Origin of the sequence: Bradyrhizobium sp. 141 (assembly GCF_023074055.1) — a bacterium.
GTDB lineage: Bacteria > Pseudomonadota > Alphaproteobacteria > Rhizobiales > Xanthobacteraceae > Bradyrhizobium.
Window position 1 is genome coordinate 16,223 of record NZ_JADPKR010000100.1, and the last position, 25,810, is coordinate 42,032.

General features: G+C 65.7%; 27 protein-coding genes. 13 read left to right on the top strand and 14 right to left on the bottom strand.

The window, feature by feature from the left end; all coding sequences use genetic code 11:
- Window positions 1-316: 316 nt before the first annotated feature.
- From IVA81_RS30525 to IVA81_RS30550, 6 genes are all read right to left on the bottom strand, one after another.
- Window positions 317-619, bottom strand: a complete 303-nt coding sequence (locus IVA81_RS30525; protein ID WP_247324831.1) for a copper-binding protein — start codon at window positions 617-619, stop codon at window positions 317-319.
- Window positions 620-634: 15 nt separating this feature from the next.
- Window positions 635-1,090: a cupredoxin family protein gene (locus IVA81_RS30530; RefSeq protein WP_247325246.1), complete on the bottom strand. Its 456-nt coding sequence runs from the start codon at window positions 1,088-1,090 to the stop codon at window positions 635-637.
- Between the two features lie 32 nt (window positions 1,091-1,122).
- The gene (locus tag IVA81_RS30535; RefSeq protein WP_247324832.1) at window positions 1,123-2,457 is read right to left on the bottom strand and encodes a copper oxidase; all 1,335 of its coding nucleotides are present in this window, start codon (window positions 2,455-2,457) and stop codon (window positions 1,123-1,125) included.
- A gap of 13 nt (window positions 2,458-2,470) precedes the next feature.
- The gene (locus tag IVA81_RS30540) at window positions 2,471-3,895 is read right to left on the bottom strand and encodes a TolC family protein (RefSeq protein ID WP_247324838.1); all 1,425 of its coding nucleotides are present in this window, start codon (window positions 3,893-3,895) and stop codon (window positions 2,471-2,473) included.
- 9 nt (window positions 3,896-3,904) lie between these two features.
- A complete protein-coding gene (locus IVA81_RS30545; RefSeq protein ID WP_247324840.1) occupies window positions 3,905-4,189 on the bottom strand; it encodes a hypothetical protein in 285 nt (94 codons plus the stop codon).
- A 74-nt stretch (window positions 4,190-4,263) separates the two neighbouring features.
- A complete protein-coding gene (locus IVA81_RS30550) occupies window positions 4,264-4,680 on the bottom strand; it encodes a hypothetical protein (RefSeq protein ID WP_247324842.1) in 417 nt (138 codons plus the stop codon).
- 250 nt (window positions 4,681-4,930) lie between these two features.
- Between IVA81_RS30550 and IVA81_RS30555 the strand changes: the two genes are divergently transcribed.
- Window positions 4,931-6,118 carry an MFS transporter gene (locus IVA81_RS30555; protein ID WP_247325247.1) on the top strand — a complete coding sequence of 396 codons (1,188 nt, stop codon included), beginning with the start codon at window positions 4,931-4,933 and terminating at the stop codon, window positions 6,116-6,118.
- On the opposite strand, the gene IVA81_RS30560 is transcribed toward IVA81_RS30555, so the two are convergent.
- Both IVA81_RS30560 and IVA81_RS30565 read right to left on the bottom strand, forming a co-directional pair.
- Complete coding sequence (locus tag IVA81_RS30560) at window positions 6,115-6,522, bottom strand: DUF4864 domain-containing protein (RefSeq protein WP_247324844.1); 408 nt, start codon at window positions 6,520-6,522, stop codon at window positions 6,115-6,117. The two genes, IVA81_RS30555 and IVA81_RS30560, sit on opposite strands and share 4 nt — an antisense overlap.
- Before the next feature lie 65 nt (window positions 6,523-6,587).
- Entirely contained in the window at window positions 6,588-7,226 is a 639-nt protein-coding gene (locus IVA81_RS30565) for a TetR/AcrR family transcriptional regulator (RefSeq protein ID WP_247324845.1), read from the bottom strand.
- Window positions 7,227-7,479: 253 nt separating this feature from the next.
- Between IVA81_RS30565 and IVA81_RS30570 the strand changes: the two genes are divergently transcribed.
- From IVA81_RS30570 to IVA81_RS30580, 3 genes are read left to right on the top strand one after another with little or no spacing between them, the layout of a single operon-like run.
- On the top strand, window positions 7,480-7,977 hold the full coding sequence (locus IVA81_RS30570; protein WP_247324847.1) for a 2Fe-2S iron-sulfur cluster-binding protein: 498 nt from the start codon (window positions 7,480-7,482) through the stop codon (window positions 7,975-7,977).
- Window positions 7,974-9,029 (top strand): xanthine dehydrogenase family protein subunit M, encoded by a 1,056-nt coding sequence (locus IVA81_RS30575; protein WP_247324849.1) that lies wholly within the window; start codon window positions 7,974-7,976, stop codon window positions 9,027-9,029. The genes IVA81_RS30570 and IVA81_RS30575 overlap by 4 nt, the downstream gene beginning before the upstream one ends.
- Entirely contained in the window at window positions 9,022-11,283 is a 2,262-nt protein-coding gene (locus IVA81_RS30580) for a xanthine dehydrogenase family protein molybdopterin-binding subunit (RefSeq protein WP_247324851.1), read from the top strand. Before IVA81_RS30575 ends, IVA81_RS30580 begins: the two co-directional genes overlap by 8 nt.
- Window positions 11,284-11,321: 38 nt before the next feature.
- On the opposite strand, the gene IVA81_RS30585 is transcribed toward IVA81_RS30580, so the two are convergent.
- A complete protein-coding gene (locus tag IVA81_RS30585) occupies window positions 11,322-11,870 on the bottom strand; it encodes a cupin domain-containing protein (RefSeq protein ID WP_247324852.1) in 549 nt (182 codons plus the stop codon).
- Between the two features lie 159 nt (window positions 11,871-12,029).
- Between IVA81_RS30585 and IVA81_RS30590 the strand changes: the two genes are divergently transcribed.
- Both IVA81_RS30590 and IVA81_RS30595 read left to right on the top strand, forming a co-directional pair.
- Complete coding sequence (locus IVA81_RS30590; RefSeq protein WP_247324853.1) at window positions 12,030-13,358, top strand: aminotransferase class III-fold pyridoxal phosphate-dependent enzyme; 1,329 nt, start codon at window positions 12,030-12,032, stop codon at window positions 13,356-13,358.
- Between the two features lie 70 nt (window positions 13,359-13,428).
- On the top strand, window positions 13,429-14,694 hold the full coding sequence (locus tag IVA81_RS30595; protein ID WP_247324854.1) for a D-amino acid dehydrogenase: 1,266 nt from the start codon (window positions 13,429-13,431) through the stop codon (window positions 14,692-14,694).
- A 41-nt stretch (window positions 14,695-14,735) separates the two neighbouring features.
- Here the strand turns inward: IVA81_RS30595 and IVA81_RS30600 are convergent, their stop codons facing one another.
- Complete coding sequence (locus tag IVA81_RS30600) at window positions 14,736-15,380, bottom strand: XRE family transcriptional regulator (RefSeq protein WP_247324856.1); 645 nt, start codon at window positions 15,378-15,380, stop codon at window positions 14,736-14,738.
- Between the two features lie 180 nt (window positions 15,381-15,560).
- Here IVA81_RS30600 and IVA81_RS30605 point away from each other — a divergent pair, with 180 nt between their 5' ends.
- The 4 genes from IVA81_RS30605 to IVA81_RS30620 are packed head-to-tail and all read left to right on the top strand — an operon-like array spanning window position 15,561 to window position 19,019.
- Window positions 15,561-16,316 carry an ABC transporter substrate-binding protein gene (locus IVA81_RS30605; RefSeq protein WP_247324857.1) on the top strand — a complete coding sequence of 252 codons (756 nt, stop codon included), beginning with the start codon at window positions 15,561-15,563 and terminating at the stop codon, window positions 16,314-16,316.
- Between the two features lie 25 nt (window positions 16,317-16,341).
- A complete protein-coding gene (locus IVA81_RS30610; RefSeq protein WP_247324858.1) occupies window positions 16,342-16,995 on the top strand; it encodes an amino acid ABC transporter permease in 654 nt (217 codons plus the stop codon).
- The gene (locus IVA81_RS30615) at window positions 16,992-17,723 is read left to right on the top strand and encodes an amino acid ABC transporter ATP-binding protein (protein ID WP_247324860.1); all 732 of its coding nucleotides are present in this window, start codon (window positions 16,992-16,994) and stop codon (window positions 17,721-17,723) included. Before IVA81_RS30610 ends, IVA81_RS30615 begins: the two co-directional genes overlap by 4 nt.
- A 12-nt stretch (window positions 17,724-17,735) precedes the next feature.
- Window positions 17,736-19,019: an FAD-binding oxidoreductase gene (locus IVA81_RS30620; RefSeq protein ID WP_247324861.1), complete on the top strand. Its 1,284-nt coding sequence runs from the start codon at window positions 17,736-17,738 to the stop codon at window positions 19,017-19,019.
- A 51-nt stretch (window positions 19,020-19,070) separates the two neighbouring features.
- Here the strand turns inward: IVA81_RS30620 and IVA81_RS30625 are convergent, their stop codons facing one another.
- Both IVA81_RS30625 and IVA81_RS30630 read right to left on the bottom strand, forming a co-directional pair.
- Complete coding sequence (locus IVA81_RS30625) at window positions 19,071-19,301, bottom strand: hypothetical protein (protein WP_247324862.1); 231 nt, start codon at window positions 19,299-19,301, stop codon at window positions 19,071-19,073.
- 158 nt (window positions 19,302-19,459) lie between these two features.
- Window positions 19,460-21,049 carry a gamma-glutamyltransferase gene (locus IVA81_RS30630; protein ID WP_247324863.1) on the bottom strand — a complete coding sequence of 530 codons (1,590 nt, stop codon included), beginning with the start codon at window positions 21,047-21,049 and terminating at the stop codon, window positions 19,460-19,462.
- A 116-nt stretch (window positions 21,050-21,165) separates the two neighbouring features.
- On the opposite strand from IVA81_RS30630, the gene IVA81_RS30635 reads away from it, so the two are divergent.
- A complete protein-coding gene (locus IVA81_RS30635) occupies window positions 21,166-21,936 on the top strand; it encodes an enoyl-CoA hydratase-related protein (RefSeq protein ID WP_247324864.1) in 771 nt (256 codons plus the stop codon).
- Window positions 21,937-22,091: 155 nt separating this feature from the next.
- On the opposite strand, the gene IVA81_RS30640 is transcribed toward IVA81_RS30635, so the two are convergent.
- A complete protein-coding gene (locus tag IVA81_RS30640) occupies window positions 22,092-22,268 on the bottom strand; it encodes a hypothetical protein (protein WP_247324865.1) in 177 nt (58 codons plus the stop codon).
- A 9-nt stretch (window positions 22,269-22,277) separates the two neighbouring features.
- On the bottom strand, window positions 22,278-22,511 hold the full coding sequence (locus IVA81_RS30645; RefSeq protein WP_094973683.1) for a hypothetical protein: 234 nt from the start codon (window positions 22,509-22,511) through the stop codon (window positions 22,278-22,280).
- Window positions 22,512-22,773: 262 nt separating this feature from the next.
- Here IVA81_RS30645 and IVA81_RS30650 point away from each other — a divergent pair, with 262 nt between their 5' ends.
- Both IVA81_RS30650 and IVA81_RS30655 read left to right on the top strand, forming a co-directional pair.
- Window positions 22,774-24,801 carry a PQQ-dependent sugar dehydrogenase gene (locus IVA81_RS30650; RefSeq protein WP_247324866.1) on the top strand — a complete coding sequence of 676 codons (2,028 nt, stop codon included), beginning with the start codon at window positions 22,774-22,776 and terminating at the stop codon, window positions 24,799-24,801.
- Entirely contained in the window at window positions 24,758-25,699 is a 942-nt protein-coding gene (locus IVA81_RS30655) for an SMP-30/gluconolactonase/LRE family protein (RefSeq protein ID WP_247324867.1), read from the top strand. Before IVA81_RS30650 ends, IVA81_RS30655 begins: the two co-directional genes overlap by 44 nt.
- Window positions 25,700-25,810 lie beyond the last annotated feature (111 nt).

Below are 25,810 nucleotides of genomic sequence, written 5' to 3' on the forward strand. Positions count from 1 at the left end.
GGCCGAAGGGCCGCCGTTCCGAAAGTGAGGCACCGCACTGGCGTCCACGGGGGCTCCCGTTTTACGCGGCCGACGACACTCGACTTCACCCGGCAATTCTTGCCGGGTGTATGGTTAGCAAAGGGTTAACGCGGGGGTGGGAAGAGGGGGCGGAATGGGCAATTTAGCCCGTCATTCCGGGGCGCCCGGCTTGTCCGCCGAAGCTCGCAGAGCGAAGGCGGAAGGGCGAACCCGGAATCCATCGGGCGGCGGAGTTGGTCGATGAATGGATTCCGGGTTCGCGCCAAGGGGCGCGCCCCGGAATGACGGTGGAAGACTACCTCGCCTTCTCCATCTTGGTCACCGTGTACCCCGACGCTGCCTCCTCGGCCTCGAAGGTCACCTTGTCGCCGACCTTCACCTGCTTCAGCAGCGCGGGATCCTTGACGCGATAGACCATCGTCATGGGTTCATCCATGCCGAGGCTCTTCGCCGGTCCGTGCTTGAGCGTGATCTTGCCCGCGCCCTCGTCGATCTTCTTGACCTCGCCGCTGATCGAGGCAGCCGCGGCTGCCAGGGCGACAGTGGCAACGCCGAAGGTCAGCGCCAGCGCAATGGTGATACGGATGATGCGGTTCATGGCAGTCTTCCTTCGTTACTTGACGGTGACGTGGCCGACCATGCCGTAGTCGCGATGGTCGGGGATCAGGCAGGAAAATTCGAACGTGCCGGCCTTGCTGAACTTCCAGAGGATCTCGGCGGTCTTGTTCGGTGCGAGCCTGACGCCATTGGGATCGTCGTGCTCCATGTGCGGATGCTTCTTCATCTCCACCGCATGCGCGAGATTCTCGCTGGTGGTGGCGAGCAGGAGTTCGTGGTCCTCCTTGCCGACATTGCGCAGCACGAAGCGGATCTGCTCGCCGCGCTTGACCTCGATCCGGGCGGGTGCGTAGTCCATCTCGTTCATCAGAATCTCGATCGTGCGTGCGGGCTTCCCGGGATTGCCGGGCTCGCCGGCCGAAAAATTGCCGTGCCCATGCTGGTCGTGGGCAAAGGCCGGCGCAGTCGACAGCGCAGCCAGCGCGAGGCCGAGCTTGAGTGTTGTCTTCATCGTGGTCTCCAGTTGGTGGTTCATCGAAACGCTCACATCTTGTGCTTCATCGGCGGGCTGCCCGGTTTTTGCCGGGTCGGCTCAGCGGCCGGCGCCGTGACCTCGTAGGCGACGGTGCCTTGCGGAAATTTGTACGGCCCGGGATCGCGGTAGTCGTCGCGCGCGAGCTCCTCACGGATCTTCATCACCGTGAACATGCCGCCCATCTCGATCGGCCCGAACTGGCCGGTGCCGGTCATCATCGGCAGCGTGTTGTCGGGCGCGGGCATCTCCATGTTGCCCATCGCCATGCCGGTCGAGCCCATGGCCATGCCGTCAGGCGCGAGCTTGCCGACGGCCTTGGCGAGATCCTTGCGCGACACGCCGATCAGGTTGCGCACATCGTGGCCCATCGCGTTCATGGTGTGGTGCGACTTGTGGCAGTGGAACGCCCAGTCGCCGGGATTGTCGGCGAGCACGTCGAACACCCTGACAGCGCCGACCGGCACATCGGTCGTCGTCTCCGGATATTGCGCGCTCTCGGGAATCCAGCCGCCGTCGGTGCAGGTCACCGCAAAACTGTGGCCGTGCAGATGGATCGGATGATTGGTCATGCTGAGATTGCCGATGCGCACGCGCACCTTGTCGCCAAGCCTGACCGGCAGCGGATCGATGCCGGGAAACACCCGCGCATTCCAGGTCCACATGTTGAAATCGGTCATCTCGTTGACGTGCGGCAGATAGGTGCCGGGGTCGACGCGATAGGTGCTCATCACGAAGACGAAGTCGCGGTCGACGGGCCGGAAATTCGGGTCGCGCGGATGCACGACGACCATGCCCATCATGCCCATCGCCATCTGCACCATCTCGTCGGAGTGCGGGTGGTACATGAAGGTCCCGCTCTTCTTCATCTCGAACTCGTAGACGAAGGTCTTGCCGGGTTGGATGTGCGGCTGGGTCAGTCCGCCGACGCCATCCATGCCGCTCGGGATGATCATGCCGTGCCAGTGCACGGTGGTGTATTCGGGCAGTCTGTTGGTGACGAAGATGCGAACCTTGTCGCCCTCGACCGCCTCGATCGTCGGGCCCGGCGACTGGCCGTTGTAGCCCCACAGATTCACCTTCATGCCTTCGGCGAATTCGCGCACCACGGGCTCGGCGACGAGATGGAATTCCTTCCAGTCGCCGTTCATCCGGAACGGCAGCGACCAGCCGTTCAGCGTGACCACGGGGCGATAATCGGGACCGCCGATCGGATGCAGCGGCGGCTGCATCACCACCTTGTCCATATGCGCAGCTTCCGGAATCGATGCGGCCTGGACGCGGCCTTGAACCGCGGATGCGCCGACGAGCGCGGCGGTGCCCAAAAATCCTCGACGGGAAAACATTCTGGTCTCCATCTCAGTGGCCGGCATCGGCAGGCGCTGCCGCGGCGATGGTGGTTGAAGTGTCGCCGCTGGCGGCAGGCGCGCCGCCGCCGTTGACGGCGGTCTGCAAGTCGGCCTGGGCAAGGAAGAACTGTTGCCTGGCGTCGATCGCGCCGCGCAGCGATGCCAGGCGCTGCCGCGCTTCGGTGAGCAGCGCAAAGATGTCGACCTGCATGCTGGAGAAGCGGAGCTGCATCTCCTCGGTGATGATTTTGCGCAAGGGGATGATCTCGCGCTGATAATGGCTGGCGATGTCGTAAGTGGATCGGTATGTGCGGTAGGTATCGCGCGCCTCGGAGCGCACGTTGACGGCGCGCTCGGTGAGGCGGTTGAAAGCGAAATTGTAGGTCTCCGCCGCCTGCCGCACGCGGACCTCGCCGCCATCGAAGATCGGGATCTGGAACTGCACGTCGAAGCCGCGCTCGCGGAATGGGGCGCCCTCCGGATCCCGGGTGCGGCGGGAGATGCCGGCGAGGTCGAGCAGGGTCACGAAGCGCGTCGCCTCGGTGAGACCAAGCGATTTCGCCAGCGCATTCAGCTCCAGCCGCGCGATCTGCAAATCGATGCGATGGGCCACGGCATCGGCTTCGATCGAGGGGAGTGCCTGCGGCCGGCGCGGCAGCGGCGGCAACTGGTTGGGCAGACGGAAATCGAGGCCGCCGTCCCAAAGTCCCATCAGGCGCGCGAGCCTTTCGCGTGCGCTCGCTGCCGTCTGCCGCGCGGTGGCGAGGTCGGCGGTGGTTTCGGCGTAAAATACCTGCTCGCGGGCCTGGTCGAGCTTGTTGATCGAGCCGGTCTCGCCGAGCTTGACCGCAAGCTGCGCGGTGGATTCCGCCGTCGCCTTCGCGTCCGTCAGCAGCGCCACCATCTCGTTGCCGGCAACAGTGCGCACATAGGCGCGGCGGACGTCAGCGGCGAGCCGCAAAGTCGCCAGCGCCGCGCGCAACTGGGCCTGACGGAAGCGTTCGCGGGCGATGTCGGAGCGGAACGGCAGAGTGGCGAGCGCGAGGATGTCGCCGACCACCTGTCGTTCGATCTCGCTGGCGCCGTTGCCTGAGATTCGCGAGATCGAGAACACCGGATTGGGCGGCAGGCTCTGCTCGACCAGATCGGTCTCGGCCAGCGCCAGCTCGTTATAGGCGGCTTGCAGTCCCTTGTTGTTGAGCAGCGCGATCTGCACGGCGCTCTCGGCGCTCAGGGCGCGCGCCAGCAATTGGTGAACGCGCGCCTCGACCGCGCCGGCACCCTCGGCCGTTCGCACGAAGGCGACGTCCTTGTTGATGGTCTGGCTCGTCAGCTCGGAGACTGCGCTCATGCCGCTGTCGGGCGAGAACGCGGCACAGCCGGAGACGCTGAGCGCAGCGAGGACGAGCAGGCCTCGCGCAAAATGGCGTGTCATGGCGCGCTCCTACCGGTCTTGCTTCGGCCGCGGCGCGACGGCGTCGTTGCGGTCGCGCCATGGTGCCGGCGTCGCAGGCCGCAGGCTGGTATAGGGCGCGATGGTCGAGCGATAGCCGACGGGCGCCACCTTCGCCGCGGGATCGGCAGGATCGGCGCTTGCGACTTGGCTCGTTGCCGGCATGCAGCCGGACAGCGCCAGCGCAGCAAGGGCCAGCAGCGGCCAATGGAATCGACAGTGTCGTCCACCTACCGCAGATGCGGCGGCGGATTTCGCTCCGGAAAGCGCAAGCATGATTCATCCTTGATCTGGAGACCACAGGTTCGCGCGCGCGGAAAGCGCGCTCGTCCCGAAATCGTCGCGTCAGATCAGGCGATAGGGGGGCGGTAGCGCTGGGCCGGTGCCGCGCTGTGCAGGCTGACCACGAGCTCGATCGCGCAGATGGACATCGGCTGGACCGGTGTCGCGACGATCGGCAGATCGGCCGGCAACGCGCTGACGCACATCATCGCACAGCAGGGGCCGACCGTTCCCTTGCCGCCATGATGATGCGACGCGGGCGCGTCCTGCTTGGCTTGGTGATGCGCGTGTGGCCCGGCGTGGTCGTGCGAGGCGCCGTCGTGCGCATGGCCCGCCGCCATCTGATGATGGACCGGCACGGGATCTGCCAGCAGGGTCTCATCGAGGCACGGCGCCGGGCCGTTGCCCCAGGCGAGGCTTGCGGCCGGCGCGAGCACGCAGAACAAATAGGCGAGGGCGATGAAGCGCCCCACCTTGATCCGCATCGATCGCGTCAATCGCAGCAACATTCCGCCGACATGTGTTCCACGCGGCAATGTTGCACACGTTGATTGCAAATTAATGGCAAAACCCGCATTCGCCAAGAACTTATTACCGCAGTGCACCGCGCATGCCCAATATCGCGCCACGATGCTTGACCGCGAGGTGATCCGCGAACATGTTCCGCGCGTGCACGCGCCCAATCATCCAGGACAAAGCCCTGATTCGTTCAGCCCTGATTCCCGTCAGGCCTGGATGCGGCTGCTCATTGCGCTCGTGATCGGCTCGATCGGCGCCGTCGGCATGTGGGCGGTCGTGGTCGTGATTCCCGTGGTGCACACGGAATTCGGTGCCACACGTGGAGCTGTGTCGCTGGCCTTCACGCTGATGATGTTCGGTTTCGGGCTCGGCGGCGTGATCGCCGGCAAGATCACCGACCGGTTCGGCATCGTGGCGGCGATGGCGATCAGCATCGCCTTCCTCGGTGTTGCCAACGTGCTCGCGGGGCTGTCGACCCAGCTCTGGCAATTCGTGGCGGCGTATTTCCTGATCGGGCTCGGCACGTCCGCGACCTTCGCGCCGCTGATGGCGGAAGCTTCGCACTGGTTCGAGCGCTATCGCGGACTTGCCGTGACGATCGTCGCGAGCGGCAATTACGTCGCCGGCACGATGTGGCCGCCCATCGTGAGCTGGGGCACGCAGGAGATCGGCTGGCGCTACACCCATATCGGCATCGGCATCGTCTGCGCCAGCACGATGGCGCTTCTGGTCCTCGTCCTGCGCGCGCAGATGGGTGACGACAAGGTTCGCAATCACGCCAATGCACCGCCGCCGCGGGTCGATCTCAAGCTCTCGACCAACGCGCTCACGGTGCTGCTCTCGATCGCGAGCATCTCCTGCTGCGTCGCCATGGCGATGCCGCAGGTGCATATCGTCGCCTATTGCGGCGATCTCGGCTACGGCGTCGCGCGCGGCGCCGAGATGCTCTCCCTGATGATGGCCTGCGGCATCGTCAGCCGGATCGGCTCCGGCTTCCTCGCCGACAAGATCGGCGGCATCCGCACGTTGCTGGTGGGATCGCTGGCGCAGGGCTTTGCGCTGGTGTTCTATCTGTTCTTCGACAGCCTCGCCTCGCTCTATCTCATCTCCGCGATGTTCGGCCTGTTCCAGGGCGGCATCGTGCCGAGCTACGCCATCATCGTGCGCGAGGCGATGCCGGCGAGCGAGGCCGCAACCCGCGTCGGCATCGTGATCTTCGCCTCGGTGTTCGGCATGTCCTTCGGCGGCTGGGTGTCGGGCGTGATCTTCGATGCCACCGGCTCCTATGCCGCGGCCTTCGCCAACGGCGTCGCCTGGAACGCGCTGAATATCGCCATCGTCCTGACCTTGCTGATCCGCTCGCGGATGAATGCGGTGAAGGCCGGACCGGGTTTTGCGACCTAAACCGACTGTCCCGCCTTCAGCAGCGAGCAGCCGGTGATCTTATAGCTGCCGTCCGCCTGCTGCTCGAGCGTGTACAGGGCTTCCCACGCTTCGCCATTGGCGTCGATGATATGAACGCGCTGGGAGATCCAGCTCCCCTCGCTCTTGCTCTCGCCAAATTCAAAACTCTTGTGACGATAAATCGGCGCGTACCCGTTCTGCACCATGGACATGAAGATGTCCGGCGCGGGGAAGATCTCCTTGATCGCCGGTGCAGCATGAGAATAGGCGGCGCGCGCATCGCCCCGGACGAAGGCCTGCTCCTGGGCGCGGATGACGCCCTGCGCTGCGGCGACATCGTCGGCGAAGGCCGCGGCGGAGCTGAAGACAAGGCTGATAACGACGAGCAGGGCGGCAATGAGCATGACAGGCTCCGCGTTGAATCCCGGCGATGCTGATCCTAGCATGACCTCTGGGAAATACGGGCGCGCTATCGCTTGCGTTTCACCGCGGGCTTCGCTGGCTTGACGGTACGCGCCCTGGCCTTTGCGGCGGCCTGCACGCGTAGTCCATCCACGAACACGTCGAGCATGCGCAGCACGGAGGATTGCCAGCCGGGCTGATCGTGCATGTAGCACATGCCGATCAGCGCCCTGAGCAGGTCTTCCGGGCTGATATCCGCCCGCATCTGGCCGGCCTCCACCGCGCGCGCGAGCAGCGAGCCGATCGCCTTGGTCAGCCGATCCATCGAGAAAGCAGCGAGGTCCGACGAGCTCTGATAGGTCAGCGCCAGCGCGGCGGACATGCCTTTCTTCGTGGCGACGAATTCGACGGCGGAGCGCAGCCAGCGGCGCAGCGCGTCGACGGGGTCCTTGGCGGTTCGCAGATGCTCGGCAAGCTCCCTGAGCTGCTCGACCTCGCGCCGGTACACCGCCTCGAACAAATCCTCGCGTGTCGGGAAGTGCCGATAGAGCGTGCCGATGCCGACGCCGGCGCGCTTGGCCACGGCCTCCAGGCTCGCCTCGGGGCCGCCGGCGTTGAACACGGCCTTCGCGGCTTCGAGCACACGCTCGCGATTGCGCACGGCGTCGGCGCGGGGCTTTCGGGTCTGGTCAGCGTGGTCGTCCATATCAGGCAATGTAGATCACGAAATGGTTAGATTGAACCCTCGTTGAACCCTTGGCGGGCCGCATCGCGTTGGTGGTGCACGGGCTTTTGACCAATTCCAAATATTTTCCGGCGGCCCTTGTTAAGCGGAGGGTGCCTCCGTATCTTCGCCGAGTGCAAGCCGGGATTGTGTGTCCGGCCGGCGCGGATCGACGGCGGCCACGGCGGTGGCGCGCTGCGCGATCACTCATGTCCATATCTGATCGGAGCCTTGTATGAACCACTCCATCAGCCTCACCGTGAACGGTGCACGGCGCGACTTCGTCCTCGACGATCCGCGCGTCACGCTGCTCGATCTCCTGCGTGAGCGCCTTCATCTCACCGGAACCAAGAAGGGATGCGACCGCGGCCAGTGCGGCGCCTGCACCATTCTGGTCGATGGCAGGCGCATCAACTCCTGCCTCGCGCTCGCCATCAGCCATGGCGGCGCGGACATCGTCACGATCGAAGGCGTTGCGCGCGGTGACCAGCTTCATCCCGTGCAGGCCGCCTTCATTGCTCACGATGGCTTCCAGTGCGGCTTCTGCACGCCCGGTCAGATCATGAGCGCCATCGGCATGATGAGCGAGGCGCAGGCCGGAAATGATCCGGAACGCATCCGCGAATGCATGAGCGGCAATCTGTGCCGCTGCGGCGCCTATGCCGGCATCGTCGATGCCGTGCTCGACGCGCAAGGACAGATGGACGAGACCAATCAGAGGCGTTCCGCATGAAGCCGTTCGATTATGTCAGGCCCGCCACGGTCACCGAGGCCGTTGCCGCGGGGGCCCATCCGGGCGCCGTCTATCTCGCCGCCGGCACCAATCTGCTCGATCTGATGAAGGGCAATATCAGCCGTCCGGATCGTCTCGTCGACGTCACGCATCTCGAGGGGCTCGACGGCATCGAGCGTCTAGCCGACGGCAGCTTGCGCATCGGCGCGCTCGTCAGCAATGCCGATCTCGCGCATGACGCGGGTTTCGCGAGGTCCTATCCGGCCGTCGCCGAAGCGCTGCTCTCCGGTGCATCCGCGCAGTTGCGGAATGCTGCGACCGTCGGCGGCAATCTCCTGCAACGGACGCGCTGTGCGTATTTCTACGACACCGCCAGCCGCTGCAACAAGCGCGACGCCGGGAGCGGCTGCGACGCCCGCGACGGCGAGAACCGCGGCCATGCCGTGCTCGGCTGGAGCGAGAACTGTATCGCCACCCATCCGTCCGACTTCTGTGTGCCGCTGGTCGCGCTCGATGCCATCGTCGAGATCGAGGGCAGCAACGGCCGGCGCGAGATCGCGCTCGAGGCGCTGCATCGCCTGCCGGGCGATGCGCCCGAACGCGAATCCGCGCTCGAACCCGGCGATCTCATCGTCGCGGTGCGCCTGCCGCCGGTCGCAAGCGGCTTCGCCGCGCATGCGCGCTACCTCAAGGTCCGTGAGCGCACCTCCTACGCCTTCGCAATGGTGTCCGCCGCCGCCGCGCTGCGAATCGAGAGCGGCAAGATCGCGGAAGCGCGGCTCGCGCTTGGCGGCGTCGCCGCAAAGCCCTGGCGTGCCCGCGCCGCCGAAGACGTGCTCAAGGGTGTCGCGCCGACGGCGGACGCGTTCCAGGAAGCCGCCTGGCGTGCGCTCACCGACGCAAAGCCATCCGGCGACAACGCCTTCAAGATCGAGCTCGCGCGCCGCATCGTCGTGCGCGCGCTGACCCTCGCCACCGCCGTCACGCCCGCGCGCCTGCCGGCGCTGCCGGCCTCTCCCTTTGCCTCGACGTCCGGAGCCATCCATGCCTGAGCTCAATCTCACCAGCGCACCCGCCCATCTGCGCCACGGCTCGAACATTGGCCAGCCGTTGACCCGCCGTGATGGCGTCCTCAAGGTCACGGGGCAGGCGACCTATGCCGCCGACAATCATCCGCCCGGCATGCTGTTTGCGGTGATGGCCGTCGCCGGCATCTCGCGCGGCCGTGTGGTCTCGCTCGATGTCGCCGCCGCAAAACGCCATCGGGGGGTCGTCGATGTCATGACGCCCGACCACAAGCCTGAGCTCGCGATCGACCCCGAGATCAAGACCAATCCGTTCGTGTTCCGGATGGAGGTGTTGCAGAGCCATGAGGTCCGCTACGCCAATCAGCCGATCGCCGTCGTGATCGCCGAGACGCTTGAAGCCGCGACGGAAGGTGCCGCGCTGCTGGCGCCGCGCTACGAGACGCTGCCTGCGCTGGTCGGTCTCGATGCCGGCGAGAGCTTCGTGCCGCCGGTCGTTGGCGTCGGCAATCCCTCGGAGCATCACCACGGCGATGTCGACGCCGGCCTTGCTTCAGCCGAGAAGCAGATTGACGCGATCTACGAGACGCCGCCGCAATATCACAATGCGATGGAGCCGCATGCCATCGTCGCAGCATGGGACGGCGATCGTCTGCAAATCGACATGCCGACCCAGGGCCTGAGGCTGTCGCTGGCGCGCATCGCCGAGCTGTTCGGCATCGCGCACGACAAGATCCACATCCGCAGTCCCTTCCTCGGCGGCGGCTTTGGCTCGAAGGGATTTTTGGCGGGACCGCAAACTCTCGGCATCATGGCCGCCAAGCTCGTCGGCAAGCCGGTCAAGCTCGTACTGCGTCGCGAGCAGATGTATGGCCCGGTCGGCCACCGTGCACCAACCCGCCAGCGCTTACGCATCGGTGCCGACGGCGAGGGACGTCTGACCGCGCTCGATCACCATGCCCGCACGGTGTCGAGCACGTTCGACGATTTCTACGAGCCCGCGGCCGATGCCTCGCACACGCTCTATGCGGCGCCTGCGATCCGCACCTCGCATGACGCCGTACGTGTCAACACCGGCACGCCGCTGTTCATGCGGGCGCCGGGCGAGGCGACCGGCTCGATTGCGCTGGAGAGCGCGATCGACGAGATGGCCTGGGCCTGCGGCATGGACCCGCTTGCCTTCCGCCTGAAGAACTATGCCGAGCGCGAGCCGATCAGCGGCAAGCCGTTCTCGTCGAAAGCGTTGCGCGCCTGTTACGAGCAGGGCGCGGCGCGCTTCGGCTGGGCGAAGCGTTCGCTGCAGCCGCGGCAGATGCGCGACGATGCCGGCCTTCTGGTCGGCTGGGGCATGGGCACGGCGACCTTTCCGGCGCTGATGTTCCAGGCGGAAGCGCGCGCGGTGCTTCGCCGCGACGGTTCCGGTGCGATGGAGATCGGCGCGCATGACATGGGGCAGGGCGCCTGGACGGCGCTGGCCCAGATCGCGGCCGACGAGCTTGGGCTCGATATCGACCGCGTCGCGTTCAACGCCGGTTCATCCGACTTGCCTGACGCAGGCATCGCCGGCGGCTCGGCGCACACGGCAACCGCGGGGGCCGCGATCCACAGCGCCGGCGCAGCCGTAATCGCAAAGCTCGCCGATCTCGCCACCGGTGACGACCGCTCGCCGCTGTTCGGTGCCGGCAATGCCGGCGTGATCGCGCGCGCCGGCAGGTTGATCCGGCGTGACGACGAGAGCCGCAGCGAGAGTTACCCCGAGATCCTCGCGCGGGCCGGCGTCACTGAGGTCGAGGCACGGGGCACCGGCGCGCCGAATCCCGCGGCGATGGAGGAATACGCCATGCACGCGCATGGCGCGGTGTTCGCGGAGGTGAAGGTCGATCCCGAGCTCGGCCAAGTCCGCGTCAGCCGCATGGTCGGCGCCTTCGCGGCCGGGCGCATCGTCAACCCGCGTATGGTGCAAAGCCAGCTGTTCGGCGGCATGATCTGGGGCCTGTCCTTTGCGCTGCACGAGGAGGCCGTCACCGACCGCCGCAGCGGCCGGATCATGAACGCCAATCTCGGCGAGTACCACGTCCCCGTGAATGCCGATGTGCCGCCGCTCGACGTCATCACGGTGGAGGAGCACGACCCGCACGTCAACGCGCTCGGCATCAAGGGCGTCGGCGAGATCGGTATCACCGGCAGCGCCGGGGCGGTCGCCAACGCGGTCTGGCACGCGACCGGCGTGCGTGTCCGCCGTTTTCCAATCAAGATCGAGGAATTGCTGACGCAACGTTGAGGGCAGCGGGCGGGGCGAGATCTTCTCGCTCCGCCGCTTTAGAACGTCGGCGGCGTGCAGGCGGAGATCACGTCGCACGGCTTGCCGCCGACGCAGCGGAAGCGGTGCGGGCGGCGGCTTTCGAAATAATAGGCATCACCGGGATTGAGGATGCGGCGCTCGTCCTCGACGGTGACTTCGAGCTTGCCCGAGATCACGATGCCGCCTTCCTCGCCGTCATGGACGAGGTGGACGCGGCCGGTGTCGCTGCCGGGCTCGTAGCGTTCCTTCAAAATCTGGAGGCTGCGGCCGAACAGATTGTCGCCGACCTGGCGATACGAGATCGGCTTCTTCCCGACTTCGGTCAGCTCCTCGGCGCGGTAGAAGATCTTGCGTCTCGACTCCGGCTCCAGCGCGAAGAACTCGGCGAGCCCCATGGGGATGCCGTCGAGGATGCGCTTGAGGGCGCCGACCGACGGGTTCATCTGGTTGGATTCGATCAGCGAGATCGTCGAATTGGTGACCCCGGCGCGCTTGGCCAGCTCGCGCTGCGACAGCTTGTGGCGCGCCCGGATGAATCGCAGCCGTCCACCGATGTCGACGCTCATGCCTGGTCCTTGCCCTGATCTTGTGTTGCAGATGTTGCGGATCGAGCAAATATGGACCGATCGCCTCAGTGAAATCAATGGGTTGCGGCGCCACAGAAAAGGACTTGTTGCGCTTTCCAAGCCGTGGCTCTGCTAGCGGGTCAGCAAAGGAGCGCGGCCGTGACCCTTCATCAGATTCCGAACACTATCAAGACCGACTCGTTCTGGATGCCGTTCACGGCCAACCGGCAGTTCAAGAAGGCGCCGCGCCTGTTCTCCTCGGCCGAGGGCATGCACTACACCACCGTCGACGGCCGCAAGGTGATCGACGGCTCCGCCGGCCTCTGGTGCGTCAATGCAGGCCATGGCCGCAAGCAGATCGCAGCTGCGGTCGAGCGCCAGCTGATGACGCTGGACTTCGCGCCGTCGTTCCAGATGGGCCATCCGCTCGCGTTCGACTTCGCCGAGCGGCTCGCCGAGATCGCGCCGAAGGGCCTCGACCGCATCTTCTTCACCAACTCCGGCTCGGAGTCGGTCGACACCGCACTGAAGATCGCGCTCGCCTATCATCGCGCCAACGGCCAGGCGAGCCGCACCCGGCTGATCGGCCGTGAGCGCGGTTATCACGGCGTTGGTTTCGGCGGCACCTCGGTCGGCGGCATGGTGGCCAACCGCCGCGCCTTCGCCACCCTGCTGCCGGGCGTCGATCACATCCGCCACACCCACGATCTCACCCGCAACGCCTTCGCCAAGGACCAGCCCGAGCATGGCGCCGAGCTCGCCGACGATCTCGAGCGTCTGGTGGCCTTGCACGGTGCCGAGACCATCGCCGCCGTCATCGTCGAGCCGGTGCCGGGTTCGACCGCGGTGCTGCCGCCGCCGAAGGGCTATCTGCAGCGCCTGCGCGAGATCTGCGACAAGCACGGCATCCTCCTGATCTTCGACGAGGTCATCACCGGCTTCGGCCGTCTCGGCACGCCGTTCGCCGCCGACTTCTTCGGCGTTACGCCGGATATGATGACGACGGCCAAGGGCATCACCAACGGCACCATTCCTTGCGGCGCGGTGTTCGCGCACCGCAAGGTGCACGACGCCATGATGATCGGCCCGGAAAACGTCATGGAGCTGTTCCACGGCTACACTTATTCCGCGCATCCGACCGCCTGCGCCGCCGGCATCGCGACGCTCGACATCTACAAGGACGAAGGCCTGCTCACGCGCGGTGCGTCGATCGCCGAATATTGGCGCGATGCGCTGCATTCGCTCAAGGGCCTGCCGAACGTCGTCGACATCCGCAATTGCGGCCTGATGGGCGCGGTGGAGCTGTCGTCGCGTGACGGCGCCGTCGGTGCGCGCGGCTACGACGTCATGGTCGACTGCTTTAATCGCGGGCTGTACTTCCGCATGAGCGGCGACTCCTTCGCGCTATCGCCGCCGCTGATCGTCGAGAAGAGCCACGTCGACGACATCGTCTCGATTCTTGGCGACGCCATCAAGCGGGTGGCCTGATAATTGCTCTCGCCGTTGCGAGTTGTTTCCTTGCAGCGGCGAGCGTGATGCCGCGGGAGTTTGACGAAGCGTGAAAGTCTTGATCCTCGGCAGCGGTGTCATCGGCGTCACCTCTGCCTACTACCTCGCACGTGCCGGCCATGAGGTGACGGTCGTCGACCGTCAGCCGGAGCCGGCGCTTGAGACCTCCTTCGCCAATGCCGGTGAGGTGTCGCCCGGCTATTCCTCGCCCTGGGCCGGCCCTGGCGTGCCGGTGAAGGCGGTGAAGTGGCTGTTGATGAAGCACGGCCCGCTGGTGGTCCGGCCGAAGCTCGACCCTGTCATGTGGGTCTGGCTGCTCAAGATGCTGCGCAACTGCACCAGCGCGCGTTACGCGGTCAACAAGAGCCGGATGATCCCGATCGCGGAATACAGCCGCGATTCCTTGCGCGATCTGCGCCGCGACATCGGCATTCAATATGACGAGCGTGCGCAGGGCACGCTCCAGCTGTTCCGCTACCAGGCGCAGCTCGACGGCACGGCCGAGGATATTGCCGTGCTCAAGCAATACGGTGTTCCTTTCGAGCTGCTGAGCCGCGAGGGCTGCATTGCGGTGGAGCCGGCACTATCAGGCGTGAAGGAGAAATTCGTCGGTGGGCTTCGCCTGCCGCAGGACGAGACCGGCGACTGCCACATGTTCACGCAGGCGCTGGCCAAGCATGCCGAGGCGCTCGGCGTGCGCTTCATGTTCAACACCTCGATCGATCGCATCCTCACCGACGGCGCGCGTCTCAGCGGTGTCGTGACGGGTGCCGACACGTTGCAAGCCGACGCTTACGTCCTCGCACTCGGAAGCTGGTCGTCGCGGCTGGTCGCGCCGCTCGGCATCTCGCTGCCGGTCTATCCGGTGAAGGGCTATTCGATCACAGTGCCGATCAAGGACGCCTCCGGCGCGCCGGAATCCACCGTGATGGACGAGAGCTACAAGGTCGCGATCACGCGCCTCGGCAATCGCATCCGCGTCGGCGGGACCGCGGAAATCTCCGGCTATTCGGACAAGCTCTATGATGCGCGCCGTGCCACGCTCGATCATTCGCTGACCGACCTGTTCCCGCGCGGCGGCGATCTCGCCAAGGCGACATTCTGGAGCGGCCTGCGTCCGATGACGCCGGACGGCCCGCCCGTGATCGGCCCGACGCAATACGCCAACCTTCATCTCAACACAGGCCACGGCACGCTCGGCTGGACCATGTCCTGCGGTTCGGGGCGCGTGCTCGCCGACATGCTGTCCGGCAGGAAGCCGGACATCGACGTGAGTGCGCTGACGGTGGATAGGTATAATCACCGGTTTGGGTGATTTCTTCGCCTCTCCCCGCGTGCGGGGAGAGGGAGAAGCAATCAGCCCGCCCCCGTCACGCAGTTCACCCACAGCACCACGGCCTTCGCGTCTTCCGCCGGATTCGAAAACCGGTGCGGCCGTCGGCTCGCGAACCGAAAACTGTCGCCGGTCTTCAGCGACCAGGTCTCGCTGTCCACCGTCAGCATCATCTCGCCTTCGAGCACGAGGCCGGCCTCTTCGCCGTCATGGGTGTAGAGCTCGTCGCCGGTGGAGCCGCCGGGCTCCAGATGCACCAGGAACAAATTGAGCTTGTTGTCCGCACTGGCCGGGCTCAGCAATTGCTTGGACACGCCCGTGCGCCAGAGCTTCAGCTCGGGCCGCTGCAGCCCACGCGTCACCACCTGGTCGGAGGCGCCGTCGGCGCTCGGGCTCGCGCCGAACAATGCGGCGATGCCGACGCCGAGCACGTCGGCGAGCGTTGCCAGCACGCGCAGCGACGGCGAGGACAGGCCGCGTTCGATCTGGCTGAGAAAGCCGATCGAAAGCTCCGTGCGCGCCGCGACCGTCTCCAGCGAGAATTGCCTGACCCGCCTGAGATCCCTGATGCGGCGGCCGACCGCGACGTCCATCGCGGGCTCGGCCGGTTTGGTCATAGCTTTGGGTTTCGCCCGCTTCGCCGGCTTTGCGGCGGCCGGTTTGCGCATTCTTTTGCCACCGCTCACGTCAAACCGCTTCCTTCATGTGCATGAAAACCGCTTGCATCGTCCGCGAAAGTGTGACCAAATTTTCATACTGGTGAAAATAGGCCGAAACGGCTTGACCCGCAACGTCTGATCACGACATGCGCGCGCGCCGGCCACCGGCCAGGTCCAAAGGGGGATGCGATGAAGCGTTTTGGTCTGGCCGCGATCGCGGCGCTTGCGCTGGCCGTAGTGCCGGCTTCTGCACAACAGGTGCTGAAGGTCGGCTCGACGCCGACGGGCATTCCCTTCACCTTCCTCGACACCAAGACCAACACCATCCAGGGCATCATGGTCGATCTCATCACCGAGATCGGCAAGGATGCCGGCTTCAACGTGCAGATCGAGCCGATGCAGTTCTCGGCCCTGATCCCGTCGTTGACCTCGAGCAAGATCGACATCATCGCCGCTGCGATGTTCATCACCCCGCCGCGGAAAGAGGTCGTCGACTTCTCCGATCCGATCTACACTTACGGCGAAGGCTTGGTGGTGCCGAAGAGCGACACCAAGGCCTATGCCACGCAGGACGACCTGAAGGGCGAGACGGTCGGGGCCCAGGTCGGCACCGCCTTCGTCGATGCGCTGAAGAAGTCCGGCCTGTTCGCGGACGTCAAGGCCTACGACACCATTCCAGACATCCTGCGCGACGTGAACACCGGCCGTCTCAAGGCCGGCTACGCCGACTATCCGATCCTTGCCTACAATCTGAAGCAGGGCGGCTTCCCCGAGGTGCGCCTCGTCGACGGCTACAAGCCCGTCACCGTCGGCTCGGTCGGCATCGGCGTGCGCAAGGGCGAGGCCGCGCTGCTCGGCAAGATCAACGCCTCGCTCGCGAAGCTGAAGGCCAATGGCACCATCGACAAGATCCTCGATAAATGGGGCCTGAAGGCTCAGGGCTGATCCCGGTTGATCGAAGGCTGCCCGAATGAAAGGCTTCTGGCACGACGCCGCCGAGTTCTTCCCGATCCTGTTGAACGGCGTCGCGCTGACGATCGTCGTCACCATCGGCTCGCTGCTGCTCTCGACGGTGCTGGGCCTCGTCTGGGCGATGATGCGGGTCTCCGGCATCAAGGCGCTGTCGATGCTCAGCGCCAGCCTGATCAATGTGATCCGCGGCATCCCGATCATCGTGCTGTTGTTCTACCTCTATTTCGTGATGCCCGATCTCGGCGTCACGCTGTCGGCCCTGCAGGCCGCGATCCTCGGGCTCGGCATCGCCTATTCGGCCTACCAGGCGGAAAATTTCCGCGCCGGCATCGAGGCGATCGACAAGGGGCAGATCGAGGCGGCGCAGTCCATCGGCATGGGCTGGTGGCTCACCATGCGCCGCGTGGTGCTGCCGCAGGCGGTGCGCATCGTGCTGCCTCCTTACGGCAACGTCATGATCATGATGCTGAAAGATTCCTCGCAGGCCTCCACCATCACGGTCGCCGAGCTTGCGCTGCAAGGCAAGCTGATCGCGTCCTCGACCTTCAAGAACACCAACGTGTTCACGCTTGTGGCGCTGATGTATCTCACGATGAGCATTCCCTTGATCCTGCTGGTCCGTCACTTCGAGAAACGGGCCGGCAAGCGATGATCGAGCTCAGTGACGTTCACAAGAGCTTTGGCAAGGTCGAGGTGCTCAAGGGTATCACCGCGTCCGTGCAGAAGGGTGAGGTGGTCTGCATCATCGGCCCCTCCGGCTCCGGCAAGTCGACGATCCTGCGCTGTATCAACGGGCTCGAAAGCTACGACCGCGGCGAGATCAGCGTCGAGGGCCTCAAGGTCGACCGCGAAGCGCCGTCGATCGTGAACATCCGCACCCAGGTCTCGATGGTGTTCCAGCGTTTCAATCTGTTCCCGCATCGCACCGCGCTGGAGAACGTGGTCGAGGGGCCGCTCTATGTGAAGAAGGAATCGCGCGCCGCTGCGCTCGATCGCGGCCGCGCGCTGCTTGCGCAGGTTGGCCTCGCCGAAAAGGCTGATGCGCATCCGCCGCAGCTCTCCGGCGGCCAGCAGCAGCGCGTCGCGATCGCGCGGGCGCTGGCAATGCAGCCCAAGGCCATCCTGTTCGACGAGCCGACCTCGGCGCTCGATCCCGAGCTGGTCGGCGACGTTCTCGGCGTGATGCGCAAGCTCGCCGACGACGGCATGACCATGGTCGTCGTCACCCACGAGATGGGCTTTGCCCGCGAGGTCGCCGACCGCGTGCTGTTCATCGACGGCGGTGTCATCGTCGAGCAGGGGCCGGCCAAGGCGCTGCTCAACCAACCCCAGCATCCGCGCACGCAAGACTTCTTGCGCCGCGTGCTGCATCCGCTCTGACCGGTCTCCCCCATGACTCGCCTGCCTCTGCCGCCCTCGCTCTATGCCGACACCGCCGTCGCGCCGGTCGCCACACCGCCGCTCGACGTCGACAAGAATGTGTCCGTCGCGATCGTCGGTGGCGGCTACACCGGCTTGTCGACCGCGTTGCATCTGGCGGAGCAGGGCGTCGATGCCCTGGTGCTGGAGGCACAGGAGCCGGGCTGGGGCGCGTCGGGCAACAACGGCGGCCACACCAATCCCGGCTTGAAGCACGACCCCGACCAGATCGAGGCGGACTTCGGCGCCGAGCTCGGCCGCCGCATGATCGAATTCTCCTACGGCACCACCAACTTCACGCATGATCTGATCCGCCGCTACCAGATTCCGTGCGAGGCGCGGCAGACCGGCACGCTGCGCGCGGCCTACAACGAGGCCAGTGCCGCGGCGATCGAAAACACCGCGCAGCAATGCATCCGCCGCGGCATGCCGGTGACATATCTGAACCGCGAGCAGCTGCGCGAGATGACCGGCACCGACCGCTATATCGGCGCGATGCTGGATACGCGCGGCGGCGATCTGCATCCCCTCAGCTATGCCCGCGGCCTCGCGCGCGCCGCGATCTCGGCCGGCGCGAAGGTGTTTGGCGAGACGCCGGCATTGTCACTGCGCCGCGACGGCTCACGCTGGCGCATCGAGACGCCGCGCGCCGTGGTTCATGCCGACAAGGTCCTGCTCGCCACCAACGGCTTTACCGACGATCTCTGGCCGGCGCTCCGGCGCACCATTGTGCCGGTGTTTTCGTCGATCGCGGCGACCGCGCCGCTCTCCGACGAAGTCGCCCGTTCGATCATGCCGACGCGGCCCGTGCTGTACGAGAGCGGCCATATCACCGTCTATTATCGCATCGATCAGCACAATCGTCTGTTGATGGGCGGCCGTGGCCCGATGCGCTGGATCAGCTCGCCGTCCGACGTCGCCTATCTCATGCGCTACGCCGAGCGGCTATGGCCGCAGCTTAAGGGCGTGTCCTGGACGCATGGCTGGAACAGCCGGCTCGCCATCACCGGGGATCACTATCCGCATGTGCATGAGCCGGCCGAGAACATCCTGATCTCGCTGGGCTGCAACGGCCGCGGCGTCGCGCTTTCGACCGCGATGGGCGCGCAGCTCGCGCGCCGGCTGATCGGCGGCGCCAAGGCCGAGATCGACATGCCCATATCAGGCATCAAGCCGATTCCGATGCACGCGTTCTGGCCGGTCGGGGTGACGACCGCGGTGATCGCGGGCCGCGTGCGCGACCGGCTCGGCATATGAAAAGGCGCCGCCCGTCAGGGGCGGCGCCTTGCAATAATTGGCAGAGGGGCTTTAGCAGCGGCCCTGCTTCCACAGTCCGGGCGGACACCCGTGACCGCGCCAGCCGACCTTGCGCCCGCGCGACCATCCCGGCGGCGTGCCATGGTGATGATGACCCATCGAATGACCGTGACCATGGCCGTGGCCATGACCGCCGCCATGGCCGCCCTTGGCCATTGCAGGGCTGCTGAGTGTGAAGCCGGCCGCAATGATCAGCGACGCGGCGAGCGCAAGTTTCTTCATATGTCCTCCACTGGGGGCGAGCGCACTTGTCCGTTCAATCAATGAACGGCGCCAAGGTAAGTTCCCTGCGAATGTGGAGGAGTCGTGACGCTCGCGCAGATGCGTAATCGCGCGAGCGCTCAACGCGCGCTGGCACAATCCCGCATCGATCGATGCGCTCAACCTTCCGCGACGGCTTCGGCCCAGGGCTGAAAGATCTCGACCGCGCCGGAATTGGTGTCGCCCTCGCGCATCACCACGCTCGGGCAGGCGAATTTCTGCGGCAAGGTCTGCACCTGGGTCTCTTCATAGTCAAAGCGCGCGGCCAGCGTCTTGCGCACGTCCTCCGGCAGTCGGGCGTCTGCGATCACGATCGCGCCTTCGCTGGCGTCGATGCGCGGCTGATGGATGGCGGCATCGAGATCCATGCCGAAATCGATTGCGAAGGAGACGAGCTGCATCACGGAGGGCAGAATGCGGCGTCCGCCGGAGGCGCCGACGGCGAGGCGCTTGCCATCCTTCGTCTCGGCGATGACGGGCGTGTAGTTGCAAAGGCAGCGCTTGCCGGGCGCGAGCGAGTTGGTCGTGCCGGGCGTCGGATCGAACCACATGATGCCGTTGTTCATGGCGATTCCGGTGTGCGGCGTCACATATCTCGAGCCAAAGGACGAGAGCAGCGTCTGCGTCACCGCGGCGATGTTGCCGTGCCGGTCGACCACGGAGAAATGCGTGGTGCAGGCGGGCGCCAGATATTCGGCACCGAGCGAGCGTTTGCCGTCGGCATCGCCCATGTCCTTGAGCCGCTCGCGGAAGGCTGCCTGCAGAGCGAGTGCATATTCGACATAGGCGGCCGCGTCCGGCGCGCTTCCCGGCTTCAGGCTCTGCTGCAACAGGCGCAGCGCGTGCGCCATGGTGGGCCCGGCCGTGAGCTCGGGCGTCGCATACACCTTGCCCTCGCGATACGGGATCGCCAGCGGTTCGCGCAAATGCGCGCGGAAGGCGGCGAGGTCCTCGACCGAAAGCAATCCGCCATCGGCCTTGATGTCAGAGGCGATGCTCCTGGCGAGATCACCCTGGTAGAAATCGCGCGGTCCAGCCTCGGCGAGATGCGACAGCGTCGCTTTCAGCGTGTCCTGCGGCAGCCGCGTCTGGGCCTTGATGCCCCATGGCGCGCTCGGTGGCAGCCCATCCTTCAGGAACGCCGCCGCGCTGGCGGGATAGCGCCTGAGATCGGCGGCCGAGCCCGAGATCGTACCCGTGGTCCACCAATCGACCAGGAGGCCTTCGCCGGCGATCGCGGCTGCCGGTGCGACCAGATCCTTCCACGGCATCTTGGCGTAGCGGCGATGCGCCTCTCCCATCCCTGCGACGACGCCGGGCACGGCAATCGAACCGGGGCCGTGGATGTTGCGATCGTCCTTCACCCGCGGCCAGGGGAAGAGATCCGAAGCAGCGCCTTCGCCGCTGAGCGGATAGTCGGCGATGCGCAGGCTTTGGGGCGCACACATGCCGTAGTCGATCACCTCGTACCGATTTTCCTTGGCACGGTAGAGCACCATCGCACCGCCGCCGCCGATGCCGCTGTTCCAGGGCTCCAGCACGTTCAGCGCCATGGTCGTTGCCACGATGGCGTCCACGCAGTCGCCGCCCGCCGCCAACACCTGCGCCCCCACTTCGGCCGCCCGCCGCGATTGCGAGGCGACGATGCCGCCCTTGGACGTGACGGCGGGCTTGCGGATTGTTTGGTTGAGGCTGAACTGATGAGGCATGATGTCGTCTTGATGTTCTGTGCTGGTTTCGTTGCGCTGACTTGCTCCGCGATTGGCAGGAGCGCGCGGACAATGGCACATTGCAGCCAACGAGAACATCGGGAGGGAGCGGCGACATGGCAGGTGTGAAACAGGCGCGGGATGGCGCGGTCGGGATACTGACGCTCGACGAGCCGGCAAGCCTGAACGCGATGACGCCGGACCTGCTCGGCGCGCTCGCCGACGCCATCGGCGAGATGACCCGGGACGAGGGGATTCGAGCCTTGATCCTCACCGGCGCAGGACGCGGCTTCTGTTCCGGCCAGAATCTGAAGGCGTCCGAGGCGCTCGGCGAAGACATCGCGGCCGGCGTCATGCGCTTCTACTGGCCGGCCTTCAGGGCGCTACGCGAATGCCGGGTGCCCGTTGTCGTCGCCGTCAATGGCGTCGCCGCCGGCGGCGGCTTCAGTCTGGCGATGGCCGGCGACATGATCGTCGCGGCCCGGTCGGCGAGCTTCATCCAGGTGTTCAGCCGCATCGCTCTGGTGCCGGATCTCGGCTCGACCTGGCTGCTGCCGCGGCTGATCGGCCGGCAGCGCGCGCTCGAGCTGATGCTGCTGAACGAGCCGCTGACGGCCGAGCGCGCCCAGGACATCGGCCTGGTGCGGCAGGTCGTCGACGATGCGAAGCTGATGGACGAGGCGTTGACGCTGGCGCGCCGTCTCGCCGAGGGCCCGACGCGCGCCTTAGTGGCAACGCGCCTGCTGGTCGAGGAGAGCGAGCATGCGACCTACGAGGCGCAGTTCCGCCGCGAGATCGAGCTCCAGGCCGTGGTCCGCAAGACCGCGGATGCGATCGAAGGCCGCAACGCCTTCGTCGAGAAGCGCAAGGCGAAGTTTACGGGGTAGTGAGGTGGGCACGCTCGCCCCCTCGTCATGCCCGGGCTTGTCCCGGGCATCCACGTCCTTGAAGCGCGCCCACAAAACGTGGATGGCCGGGACAAGCCCGGCCATAACGAAGGAGAGACGGAGATCTAACGAGGAAGCAGCGGAGTCGCAGGCCGTCAGAGCGCGCGGTTCAGCCGGCTGGCCTGATATTTGGCGCGCCATTTTGGGCCAGGCCCGCGCATATAGTGAAGCTCGGGACGGTAAGGGTCGCCCGCGACCCTGATCAGCGTCTGCCATTTGACGGCGACGAAGTTCAGGGGCTGGCGGAAGAGACTCAGTGAAGCGATCAGCATGGCATCACCTCAATGCGGCTTGCCGAGCATGGCGGTGAAGGGGAGATCGAAAATCTCTTCGCCGTCGTCGTCGCTGACATGGATCACCCAGTCGCGCCAGTCTTCGTTGCTCGGCGTCAGGATCATCGACCGCATGATCTGAGAGGCACGGTCGCGCGCCTCGGTGAGATTGGACACGGCGGCGCCGTAGCGGTCGATCAGGGTGCCCTCGGTGTTGGAGCAGTGAAAATAGACCTGGACCATATGCGCCTCCTGGTGGGAGCAACTGATGGCAAACCGATACCACCCGAAGCCTTCGCGAAACATTCGGGTCGAACCCGGTAAGGGAATTTACGGATATTGGTCGGCCCCAAGGTCGTTACAGGTTTAATCACAGGCGAGTGATGTTCAGCTGGACGGCGTTTTCCCGGCATGGAACACCTTTTCGCGGGAAGTCCGGGGGGCCGCCGTGAGCTATTTCACATCTGAGCGCGAACGCCGAAGGCTGCGCGCATGTGCGGGGGCCTTGGCGTGGGTTTTGGCGGCCCTGCTTGGGCCCATCTCGGTCGCGTCATCGGAGCCGCTCCGCCGCAGCGGCTATGCGATCGGCGCGGAGACCTGCGGCAACGGTGATCTCGCTTTTCTTAGGATCCAGCTCGACATGAAGGCCGGATTTTGCGCCGGGCTCGTCGCCAGCGAAGCGGATGGCCTCAAGTTTCCACGCGCGATCGTCCAGGTGCCGGGCCGCGACCTGTTCGTGGTGGCCGACATGGGTGGCTGGGGCCACGCTGACGGACGGCTGCTGCTGCTCGATCCGCGCGCGCCACAGGGCGGGCGGATCAAGGAGCTCCTCGCGGGAATCGAATATCCGTTCGGCCTCGCGGTCGGTCCGGACAGGAGGCTTTACGCCTCGACCGCCGAGACGATCTTCCGGTTCGATCCGCTCGCCGACAATCCGCGCGGCACCGTCGAGACCGTCATCCGTCACATGCCCGGGCGCCGGATCACGCTGCCCGACGGCAGCCGGATCGAAGAGAGCGCGCATCCGCTCAAGCCGTTCGTCTTCGACAGGAACGGGCGGCTATTCGTCAATGTCGGCTCGCACAGCGACGACTGCATCACGCCGGCGCCGATCATGAGACCTTGCGCGGCGGCCGAGGGCGCTTCCGCCATGGCATCGATCTGGCTGTTCGCGCCGCCAGCCGGCGGCGTCTTCCCGGCGCTGAAGCCTGGTGACGCCGATCCGCCGCACACCGTCTATGCGCGCGGCTTGCGCAACTCGATGGCCCTGGTGCTGCATCCGAATTTTCCCGATGCCGGCTACGCCTTCCTGCAGGGCGAGAACAGCCGTGACTTGCCTGATATTTTCAAGCCGAATGAGGAGATCAACGCAATCGAGCAGGGCAGGCATTATGGCTGGCCCTATTGCTATGATGTGTCGACGCCGAGCCCCGAATTCAGAAACGTGCTGCAGGGTGGCGTCTACAAGTCGCTCTGCACGGCAGGCGCGCTCTACAAGCCGCCGCTCTCGCTGCTGCCGCCGCACGGTGCGCCGCTCGCGATGCTGTATTATCGCGGCACGAAATTCCCGGAGCTGGAGGGCAAGCTGCTGGTTGGCCTGCACGGCTATCGTCCGACCGGCAGCCGCCTGCTGGTCTACGATGTCGATGACCACGGCTTCCCCAGGCCTGTCACGGCGCCGGTGCGCTACCACGTCAGTTGCGTGGCCGAGCCGACACGCAGCTTTCAGACCGACGCCGGTGCGGTGGCTGCCGCGCCGTTCGATGAGCTGATCGCAGGCTGGCACCGCGTCAACGGCGCCCGGCCGCAAGGCGCGCCCGTCGGCATGACGGTCGCGGAGGACGGCGCCATTTGGCTGGTCGAGGACAAGAACCAGACCGTGATCCGCATCGATCGCGCCGCAGGTGATCCGCAACCGCCGCTGCCCTGCGACATGCGCAGCCAGGCGATGATCGACCAGCTCGCGGCCTTCGTCGCCGGGGATGCGCAGAACAGCGTCCGGCTGACGACGCTGCGCAAAGGCCTCGTCGAGAAGCATTGCGCCGGCTGCCATTCCGATTTCGGCTTGAAGGAAGGTCAATCGGAGACTGAGAAGGACGGAGCCGTGCTCCGCTTCATGCTCTCGCAGGATGGCTGGATCTATCCTGGCGATCCTTATTCCGGCAAGCTGCGCACGCGGCTGCGCGGGCTCGGCGCGGAGAAGCTGATGCCGCCGGCCGGGGAGAGCCTGCCGAAGACCGAGTCTGGTTACACGCGCCTGCTCGACACAATGGACTTGCTCGTTGCGAAAATGGTTCCGGGCACACGGATGCGGATCAAGCCCGGCCCGCCGCAGCGCAAGTTCTTTGGCAAAACGAACAAGGAATGCGGCGAAATACCGGCTGCAAAGGTCGTTGTCGTGACACAAAGGAGCGCTGTAGACAAACCCGGCTTCAGCCGATTCTTCCGGCCGGCCGACCCCTACCTGAATGGTGAGTGCACCGACGGCGATGGCTATTACATCCGGCAGGAATTTCTGGTGCCTGTGCAGTAGCGTCCTATTCGTCGTTGCGACGGCGTCCGCGCAAGCGGAGACGAGATTGTTCGAAAGCGTGCAGGTGACGCCCGCCGGCGAATACACCTTTGGCATCGAGGGACCCGCTTCTGACCTCGACGGCAACCTGTTCGTGGTCAATCTCGGCAGGCCCGGCACCATCGGCAGGCTGCCTGCGGGCGGTGCGGCGTCGGAGCCATTCACGGTGCTGCCCGAGGGCAGCGTCGGCAACGCCATCCGCTTCGATGGGAGCGGCACCATGTTCATCGCCGACTACAAGAAGCACAACATCTTTGCGATTGCGAAGGGGGCGACTGAGCCGGGCATCTGGTTTCACTCCGACGAGATGAACCAGCCCAACGACATCACGATCGCCCGCGACGGCACGATCTATGCGAGCGATCCGAACTGGAAGGGCAGGGAAGGCCACGTCTGGCGGATTGCGAAAGCCGCCGACGGCACCGTGCAGGGACAAGTGATGTCGGCTCCGCGCGCGATGGGCACCACCAACGGTATCGATCTCAGCCCCGACGGCAAAACGCTCTATGTCGGGGAATCCAGCAGCGGCCAGATCTGGTCCTATGCGATCAACGGCAATGAGCTGACGGCTGCAAAACTGGTCAAGGCGTTTCAGCCCGACACCGTCGATGGCTTGCGTACCGACGTTGCCGGCCGTCTCTATGTCGCGCGGATTCTCAAGGGGACAGTTGCGCTGATGAAGCCCAATGGCGCGGTCGAGCGGGAGATCGGGCTGAAGGGGAAGGAGCCGACCAACCTCGCCTTCGGTGGCAGCGACGGCAAGACCGTCTTCGTCACCCAGCGTCAGGGCGGCTTCATCGAGTCCTTCCGTACCGATCAGCAGGGCCGCGAGCACTGTCTCCAGCGCGGTCGCTGCTGAGCTCCGGGGGCCCTCTGCTTCCGGCGCAGGGCAGTCGAGACGGCATTCTTCTTGCTTGCTTCCGACCGCCGCAGCGATCAAGACATCTGTGAGCACGCGACCACGGAGTGT

Excerpts from the sequence above, each read along its gene's own strand:
- IVA81_RS30525 (WP_247324831.1), bottom strand. The coding sequence starts at position 619 with ATGAACCGCATCATCCGTATCACCATTGCGCTGGCGCTGACCTTCGGC.
- IVA81_RS30530 (WP_247325246.1), bottom strand. The coding sequence starts at position 1,090 with ATGAAGACAACACTCAAGCTCGGCCTCGCGCTGGCTGCGCTGTCGACT.
- IVA81_RS30535 (WP_247324832.1), bottom strand. The coding sequence starts at position 2,457 with ATGTTTTCCCGTCGAGGATTTTTGGGCACCGCCGCGCTCGTCGGCGCA.
- IVA81_RS30540 (WP_247324838.1), bottom strand. The coding sequence starts at position 3,895 with ATGACACGCCATTTTGCGCGAGGCCTGCTCGTCCTCGCTGCGCTCAGC.
- IVA81_RS30545 (WP_247324840.1), bottom strand. The coding sequence starts at position 4,189 with ATGCTTGCGCTTTCCGGAGCGAAATCCGCCGCCGCATCTGCGGTAGGT.
- IVA81_RS30550 (WP_247324842.1), bottom strand. The coding sequence starts at position 4,680 with ATGCGGATCAAGGTGGGGCGCTTCATCGCCCTCGCCTATTTGTTCTGC.
- IVA81_RS30555 (WP_247325247.1), top strand. The coding sequence starts at position 4,931 with ATGCGGCTGCTCATTGCGCTCGTGATCGGCTCGATCGGCGCCGTCGGC.
- IVA81_RS30560 (WP_247324844.1), bottom strand. The coding sequence starts at position 6,522 with ATGCTCATTGCCGCCCTGCTCGTCGTTATCAGCCTTGTCTTCAGCTCC.
- IVA81_RS30565 (WP_247324845.1), bottom strand. The coding sequence starts at position 7,226 with ATGGACGACCACGCTGACCAGACCCGAAAGCCCCGCGCCGACGCCGTG.
- IVA81_RS30570 (WP_247324847.1), top strand. The coding sequence starts at position 7,480 with ATGAACCACTCCATCAGCCTCACCGTGAACGGTGCACGGCGCGACTTC.
- IVA81_RS30575 (WP_247324849.1), top strand. The coding sequence starts at position 7,974 with ATGAAGCCGTTCGATTATGTCAGGCCCGCCACGGTCACCGAGGCCGTT.
- IVA81_RS30580 (WP_247324851.1), top strand. The coding sequence starts at position 9,022 with ATGCCTGAGCTCAATCTCACCAGCGCACCCGCCCATCTGCGCCACGGC.
- IVA81_RS30585 (WP_247324852.1), bottom strand. The coding sequence starts at position 11,870 with ATGAGCGTCGACATCGGTGGACGGCTGCGATTCATCCGGGCGCGCCAC.
- IVA81_RS30600 (WP_247324856.1), bottom strand. The coding sequence starts at position 15,380 with ATGCGCAAACCGGCCGCCGCAAAGCCGGCGAAGCGGGCGAAACCCAAA.
- IVA81_RS30605 (WP_247324857.1), top strand. The coding sequence starts at position 15,561 with ATGAAGCGTTTTGGTCTGGCCGCGATCGCGGCGCTTGCGCTGGCCGTA.
- IVA81_RS30610 (WP_247324858.1), top strand. The coding sequence starts at position 16,342 with ATGAAAGGCTTCTGGCACGACGCCGCCGAGTTCTTCCCGATCCTGTTG.
- IVA81_RS30615 (WP_247324860.1), top strand. The coding sequence starts at position 16,992 with ATGATCGAGCTCAGTGACGTTCACAAGAGCTTTGGCAAGGTCGAGGTG.
- IVA81_RS30620 (WP_247324861.1), top strand. The coding sequence starts at position 17,736 with ATGACTCGCCTGCCTCTGCCGCCCTCGCTCTATGCCGACACCGCCGTC.
- IVA81_RS30625 (WP_247324862.1), bottom strand. The coding sequence starts at position 19,301 with ATGAAGAAACTTGCGCTCGCCGCGTCGCTGATCATTGCGGCCGGCTTC.
- IVA81_RS30630 (WP_247324863.1), bottom strand. The coding sequence starts at position 21,049 with ATGCCTCATCAGTTCAGCCTCAACCAAACAATCCGCAAGCCCGCCGTC.
- IVA81_RS30635 (WP_247324864.1), top strand. The coding sequence starts at position 21,166 with ATGGCAGGTGTGAAACAGGCGCGGGATGGCGCGGTCGGGATACTGACG.
- IVA81_RS30640 (WP_247324865.1), bottom strand. The coding sequence starts at position 22,268 with ATGCTGATCGCTTCACTGAGTCTCTTCCGCCAGCCCCTGAACTTCGTC.
- IVA81_RS30645 (WP_094973683.1), bottom strand. The coding sequence starts at position 22,511 with ATGGTCCAGGTCTATTTTCACTGCTCCAACACCGAGGGCACCCTGATC.
- IVA81_RS30655 (WP_247324867.1), top strand. The coding sequence starts at position 24,758 with ATGGCTATTACATCCGGCAGGAATTTCTGGTGCCTGTGCAGTAGCGTC.